General features: G+C 67.0%; 1 protein-coding gene and 1 pseudogene. Both read left to right on the top strand.

The window, feature by feature from the left end:
- Positions 1-192: pseudogene (locus tag EN807_RS32415) on the top strand (hypothetical protein); the annotation flags it as partial.
- Positions 189-557: an FAD-dependent oxidoreductase gene (locus tag EN807_RS32410; RefSeq protein ID WP_246684497.1), complete on the top strand. Its 369-nt coding sequence runs from the start codon at positions 189-191 to the stop codon at positions 555-557. The pseudogene EN807_RS32415 and the gene EN807_RS32410, both read left to right, overlap by 4 nt.
- Positions 558-579 lie beyond the last annotated feature (22 nt).

Genomic DNA, 579 nt, shown 5'->3' with positions numbered 1-579 from the left:
CTTCTGCCGGCGATCGGCGTCAACGACGTCACCCGGCACGATGCGGCCCAGAGCGTACGCGCCGGCTTTCGCGGCAACGAGCTCTCCGCTCTCTGGCTTAAGGTCAACGGCATGCCGCTCGAGGAACGGCGTGCCGGTCCGTTTTCCCACGTCTTCGTCGGCGCCGGTAGCGTTTCCGATCCGGACCGATGACACGTCTGTCGACACATGATGCGATCATCATCGGCGCCGGGCCTGCGGGTACATCCGTTGCGCTGACGCTTGCCCGGCGCGGATGGGCGGTAGCGATCGTGGAAAAGCGGCTGTTCCCGCGCCGCAAGGTCTGCGGCGAATACATCTCGGCAAGCAATCTCGCGCTTCTCGACCGGCTGGAGATCGGCGACGCCTGGCGCGCCAGTGCAGGGCCGCAAATCCGCCGCGTCGGCTTCTTCTCAGGCAATACCCGCGTCGAGGCGGCAATGCCTCGGGCAAGAGCAGGGCGCTGTGCAGATGACGGCTTCGGCCGGGCACTGGGCCGGGACGTGCTCGACACTCTGCTCTTGCAGGCGGCGTGCTAGGCGGGCGCCGAAATCTTCCAGC

It is taken from the genome of Mesorhizobium sp. M5C.F.Ca.ET.164.01.1.1, assembly GCF_004792125.1.
Lineage (GTDB): Bacteria > Pseudomonadota > Alphaproteobacteria > Rhizobiales > Rhizobiaceae > Mesorhizobium > Mesorhizobium wenxiniae.
This window is presented reverse-complemented; position numbering and strand designations above follow the sequence as displayed.